Source organism: Mesorhizobium sp. M8A.F.Ca.ET.218.01.1.1 (assembly GCF_004791165.1).
Taxonomy (GTDB): domain Bacteria; phylum Pseudomonadota; class Alphaproteobacteria; order Rhizobiales; family Rhizobiaceae; genus Mesorhizobium.
In genome coordinates, this window is the sequence record NZ_SRUZ01000011.1 from 164,421 (window position 1) to 170,530 (window position 6,110).

At 61.3% G+C, this 6,110-nt stretch carries 5 protein-coding genes; all 5 read left to right on the forward strand.

What is annotated here, in order from left to right:
• Positions 1–99 precede the first annotated feature (99 nt).
• The 5 genes from EN861_RS31470 to EN861_RS31490 all read left to right on the forward strand — a co-directional run bounded on the left by EN861_RS31470 (position 100) and on the right by EN861_RS31490 (position 5,835).
• Positions 100–489, forward strand: coding sequence for a cytochrome c family protein (locus EN861_RS31470; protein ID WP_127869783.1), 390 nt, complete (start codon positions 100–102; stop codon positions 487–489).
• A gap of 318 nt (positions 490–807) precedes the next feature.
• Positions 808–1,896: a hypothetical protein gene (locus EN861_RS31475; protein WP_027143401.1), complete on the forward strand. Its 1,089-nt coding sequence runs from the start codon at positions 808–810 to the stop codon at positions 1,894–1,896.
• 40 nt (positions 1,897–1,936) lie between these two features.
• A complete protein-coding gene (locus EN861_RS31480) occupies positions 1,937–3,082 on the forward strand; it encodes a hypothetical protein (protein WP_135867502.1) in 1,146 nt (381 codons plus the stop codon).
• A gap of 48 nt (positions 3,083–3,130) precedes the next feature.
• Positions 3,131–3,922, forward strand: coding sequence for a Fic family protein (locus EN861_RS31485; RefSeq protein ID WP_135867503.1), 792 nt, complete (start codon positions 3,131–3,133; stop codon positions 3,920–3,922).
• A gap of 2 nt (positions 3,923–3,924) precedes the next feature.
• The gene (locus EN861_RS31490) at positions 3,925–5,835 is read left to right on the forward strand and encodes an ATP-binding protein (protein ID WP_135867504.1); all 1,911 of its coding nucleotides are present in this window, start codon (positions 3,925–3,927) and stop codon (positions 5,833–5,835) included.
• The last annotated feature ends 275 nt before the right edge of the window (positions 5,836–6,110 follow it).

A 6,110-nucleotide genomic window follows, 5' to 3' on the forward strand; every position in this document is an offset into this window, starting at 1 on the left:
GCCGGCTGCCACCTCTTGCAGCCACGCCATTCTATGGTGCCTTTGTTAAGGTCAGCGCCGTATTTTCACGCGCTCAGCCAGAACTCTCCGGGGTCAGCTATGCTTCGAGCCGTCTTGTCCGCCAGCCTTCTTTTGCTTGCCACTTCCCTTGCCGCCCGGGCCGGAGGCGATCCCATCCTGGGCAAACATGTCTTCAATCGGTGCATGGCCTGTCATGAGGCGGCGACCGACCACGACAAGGTCGGCCCGCATCTGATGGGCGTCGTCGGCCGCAAGGCGGGGACCGCCGAAAGCTTCCTCGGCCATTATTCGGATGCCATGAAGAACGCGGGGGCTGCCGGTCTCGTGTGGGACGAGGCAAATCTTGCCGAATACCTCAAATCGCCCAAGCTGAAGGTGCCCGGCAACAGGATGGCCTTTGGCGGCCTGGGCAATGACGACGACATCGCCAACGTCATCGCTTATCTGAAAGCCGATCCCAAGCCCTGAGCAGCCGTTCGTTGTCGGACGGGGCGACTTGTGCGCGCCGGGTCGGGGCTGCAAAGCGCCAGTTGTTGTCGAGTTTCAGAACGATCCGCTTCGGCGTCGACTGATTGCTTTGCCGGCATGAAAGTTCAAAATCAGCTGAACCAGGCTTGGCCGGCCAGTTGATCCCGCCATGACCACGGCTCCATTACCATTCAAGGGTTCGGCCGAATATTTGTTTTCGCGCCGCGCACTCTCTTCACGTCTTTCAATCCCCTGATACCCCACATATATTCGCCGCTGTTCGCAACCAGCGAGCGGAAGCCGAAGCGGGAGGCCCCTATGGCGACATTGCAGAATTTCGATGCCGAAATTGCCAAGACCAAGCAGGTCGTCCAGGATATGCGCACCAAGATCGAGCAATCCGGCACCGTGCTCGACACGCTCGCAACCGCCGACAAGAAGATTGGCGACGCCAATTTCGACATCGAGAACGCCCGCATCGAGGATGTGCTGAAGCAGCAGAAGGTGATGGAAGGCAACATCGCCGACCTGATCATCGGGCTCGAGGACGCCACCAATGTCTTCGGCGCCGAGTTCGAGAGCATGAAGAACTATACCGGCTGGGAAAACTTCGTCGGCGTTTTTTCGGCACAGCGCAAGCAGCGCATGCGCACCGACCGCGTGCGCAACATGTCGCTCGCCGGCAATTTGCAGGAACTGCTGGCCAAGTCCGACACCATCGTCGGCATATTGAAGGCGCAGAAGGAAGTTCTCGACCAGCGCTACAAGACCTCCGAGGCCAGCCTGTCGCAGGTTATCGAACGCCGCAAGACCACCATGACCAACCTCGAAGCCGTGCAGAAGCGCATCGAGGAGCTCAATCCGATGTTGCTCGACATTGAGAACAAGATCGCCGCCTCGACCAGCCAGAAGGACCGCACGCAGCTCGAGGGCGAGCGCTCCAAGCTCGCCACCGAATACAATGAAAAGCAGGCCAAGGAGCAGGAGCTGCTGGCCGAAAGCCAGACGCTGGAGCGCTACACCTCCATGTTCCAGACCTTTGTCGATTCGCTCAACAACCAGATCGCCGCGCAGTCGACGCTGATCAACAAGCTGACCATCGATACCGAGCAGCGCATCGTGCTGTACAAGGCTTTGGAAGATTCCTTGAAGACCGCCGCCCAGCAGGACGTCGCCCACAAGATCAACACGCTGGGCAGCCAGGTCGACAACACCGCCGAGGAAACCATGGCCGGCATCGGCGCCGCCTCGCAGAAGCACATTGGTGACCTGCTGGAGATGCACGAGAAGAACATGGTGGCCAGCGCCGACATCCAGCGCCGCAAGAAGCTGGCCGACGATGCCTTCGCCCGCCGCTTCGACGAGGTGCTGAAGAAGCACAATTCGGCCAACTACGTGCAGTCATAATTGCCGCGCGCACCGGTGCGACAATCCCAGGGCTGACAGCATGACCCCCGAAAACGACGCTGCGGCGCGGTATTTCTCGGCAATCACGGCCGCGCTTAGCGGCCTTGAAGTGTTCATGCGCGACGACCGCTCGCCGCTCTACCGGCACGGCATCGTCGCCAGGATCGTTGCCGAATACATCGCCCGGCTCGACAAGTCCTTCTCCTGCTGGCGCAATCGCCTGGGCTTCATGGACACGTTCCGCATTTCGCGCGCCGAAAGCGGTTTCCCGGTGTTCCAGAACCTGCTCGAACTGGAGAACGACCGCCGGCAGGCTGATGCACGCCTTGCCAACATCCCGCTGGCCGGCGAACTGCGCGAGGAGATGGCCGACTTCATCCTGCGCCACAAGGCGTTCCCCGAGGCGCTGCAGAAAACGATGGCCGAGCGGCTCTATCTCGAGGACGTCAAGAGCGAACAGACCTTCGGTCCGTTCACGCTGGCGCAGACAGCCAAGGTGTCGGTCAATCCGAAGACGGCGCGGCCTTATTATCTGGTCCACTGGGCGACCTTCGACGGCAGCGCCAACTTGCCCTTGATCTACATGGTGACGGTGGAGGATTCCTCGGAAAGCATGGTCAGCCAGCTTGTCGACCGGAGCGGCAAGCTCAACGACAAGGTCGACATTCCGCTGCCGGTCGACGGCTTGCTCAACCCCGAGCTTGCCCACCGCTTCGACGATTTCACCGAGAAGAATTCGGCCTATACGCTGTCGCCGGCGACCATCGCGGTCAACCTCGACAAGGATTTCGAGCCACTGCACCCCAAGCAGCTGAGGCGCGTGGTGCTCGGTCCCTTCTATTCGGCGGGCATTACCGACAACAATTCGACGGTGACGGAAGTGCTGGCCAAGGTGCGCAAGCCGGAAAACGCCTGGCTTTTGACCTGGACCATCCAGGAGGTCTACTCCAAGGGCGAGAAGCCCGGCCGCAGGGGCCTATTCTCCAGCGAGAAGACGACGCAGGAATTCTTCATCAACACCGACGACCTGGAGGCCGCGCGCCAAGGCGTATCGAGCTACGAAAACCACGCGCTGATCCCGCACGAGGCCTACCAGGCGCTCTACGCCGCCGGCGAAGCACAGAAGATTTTTGCCGGCTACAAGGTTCACATCCTGTCGAATGGACAGGTGATATCGGATGTCTAGGAACCTGCTTTGCGTCATTGAAAACCACACAGCACCGAGGCGCCAGCAATGACCGCCGCAGCTAAAATATCCGGCAAGAAGCGGCAGCTCGATGCGCTCAAGAGGAGAGTTCGGCCCGGCGCCCTGGAAGGCTTGGAACGCAGCCAGCGTATCGACATAACGTACACGTCGAACGCGATCGAGGGAAATACACTGACGGCGGGCGAGACAGCCCTCGTTCTGGAAAAAGGCATCACGATCAGTGGCAAGCCGCTCAAGGATCACCTCGAGGCAATCGACCACGCGCGCGCATTGAGTTGGGTACTCGAAATCGCTTCAAAGGACGACCATCCGATCATGGAGGCGGACATCCGCAATCTTCATCATCTGGTCGTGGCGAATTCCAAGCCGGAGATAGCCGGCCAATACGCCGACAGCGCTCGTTACGTGAATACGAATGTCGGCGTATTCAATTTTCCCGCCCCCGTGGAGATTCCAGCGCTGATGGAGGTTTTTTGCCGGTGGTTGAGCGCAGCGCCAAGCACACCACGAACTGCCTTCGAGGCTCATCGGCGCTTTGTCGCCATTCACCCGTTCAACGACGGCAACGGACGTACAGCGCGCCTTTTGATGAATCTGGTGTTGGCACGCGGTGGATACCCGCCGGTAGCGATCCGCCCGGAAGATCGCCCCGATTACATTGCAGCGCTTGAGATCGACCAGAGCGGCGGCGGGCACATTGCTTTCGACAAGCTGCTTTTCGAAAGGCTGGATCAGACTTTGGACATCTATCTGGACGCAGCGCGTCAGGCGCAGGATCGTTCTGCGGAAGCCGGGAAAGTAATCCCGATAAGGAGCTGACCATGGACACCGGCCTGACCACCATTCCGGAAGCGGCGATCGAAAAGCACCGCGCCACCGCGCAGAGCTTCATCACCCGCATCGTGGTGCTGGAGGATCCCTCGCGCGAATCCGGCACCGCACTCGCCGGCACCAACCGGCGCTTCGTCTCCACCGTTTCGGTCGGCTCGGTGCGCCGCACGCGCGAGGTCGAGCTGTCGAAGACCGTCGGCGCCGTCCATCCCGACGACCAGTTGCTGACCATCCCGCAGCACACGCTGCTCTATCGCGCCCGGCGCGGCACGGCGATCGCGCTTGCGGTATCGGACGTGTTCGCCGAAGGCTCCGATCTCGAGAGCCTGCAGGCCAGGAACACCCGCGCCCCGCTCGAAGGCGACGAGGCGTCCGCCTTCAAGAAACTGCTGTCGGCTTCGGCCTATATCTCGGCCTTCAGCCTGTCGTCCTATCTGTTCCAGCTGATCGACAGCGACGGCGAGGCGCCAAACGACATTCCGGAACCCGACTTCCTGTTCGACACGCCGCAGGATGCGGTGAAGTCGATCCTGGCAGGCCTCGACAAGGCAATAGCGGGCTCGTCCGACGACACCGACCTGATGACCAGGGCGCGTGCCTTTGCCCGCGTCGCCATCGACGGGCTTTTGGCGCGCAAGGGCCGCTTCGACGGCATCGGCCCGTTCGAGAACGCCCATATCCGCATCGACGCCGACGACTTCACCCTCGACGGCTTCGATGTCGCGCCGGGCAAACGCTCGAAGCCGCTGGTGATGACCTTCAAGACGCCGGAAGAGGTCGTCGGCAACCACATCGCCAAATACCAGTCGGTCAAGCTCGCCAAGATGCTGATGGCCTATGATTTCGAGCGCGAGCTGAACCCTTTCGTGGAACTCGGCGGCTTCCTGTTCACCTTCATCGGCGACGGCGCGCCCGGCACCGGCAAGACGACGCTGATCCAGATGATCGCCGGCCTCGTCAACGGCTATTGCCAGGTTGCCGGCTATCCCTTCGCCTATGAGAATTTCGGCGTCGACCAGATTTCGTCCTACCAGGGCAAGTCGGGCCAGAACTGCCGCCAGTTCATCAACAATGTCTTGAACCCGCGCGTCATCGGCTTCGGCACCATCGACGACATCGACCAGGTGGCCGCCAGACGCTCCGACGACCGCGCCTCGGCCGGCCAGCAGGAGATCACCGGCGTGCTGATGGATGCCTTCGCCGGTGCCGCCACCGTGGTGCGCGGCAATTGCTCGTTCGGCATGTTCTCCAACTACCCGGAAAACGTCGACGACGCGCTGCGCCAGCGCGCCGGCGCCCGCTGGCTGGTCGACGGGCCGCAGACGCGGGACGACTATATCGACATCTTCGTGCTACTCGCCGGCAAGAACCACGAGATCCCTCTGGGCAAGCACGAGCTATACGCGGCGCAGGAAATCCAGCGCGCCGTGACCGAGGCCTATGAGGAGCATGAAAAGCCGCAGGAGGAAGGGCTGATGCGGGTCTATGAGCGCTACATGAAGGAAAACGGCGCGCCCAGGACCATGGCCGACATCGGCACCTACCTGCATCTGATCAAGGATGCCGAACCGCGCTTCACCGGCCGCGCCATCAAGAACGTCACCGACGCCATCAAGATGCGCGCCATGGACATCGAGCTTCCCGACGACTGGTTCGAGAAGCCGGAAGCCTTCATGCACAAGAGCTACGACGACAAGAAAGCGATGATCGAGGACCTGCGCGGTCCGTTCTCGATGGACATGGTCATGCAGGAGATCAACCGCTACGCCGACAGCGAGTTCCGGTATTCCGACAAATCCGACGATGCCGCGGTGGAAAAGCTGCTGCGTGACGCAAGGCTGCGCGAACGCGCCGCGCGTGAGATGGAGGAGATGAAGAAGAAGGGTCTGTGGAATGCGTAAGGTGAGCCAGCCTTCCCTTCTCCCCTTGTGGGAGAAGGTGTCGCCGCAGGCGACGGATGAGGGGTGCTCCAGCTTGGCAAGGACGGTGTTCCTTCGCGCACCCCTCATCCGTCTCGGCGCTGCGCGCCGATCCACCTTCTCCCACAAGGGGGCTGTTGCGCAGTTAGCTGAGAGATTGCTGTGGGGAGCGGATCGCCGCTTTTTGAGCGGGAATGGGTTCTGGTTTGGAGTTTCAGGCGGCAATTCAGCCCATTGGGCTGGATTGCGGACGCACC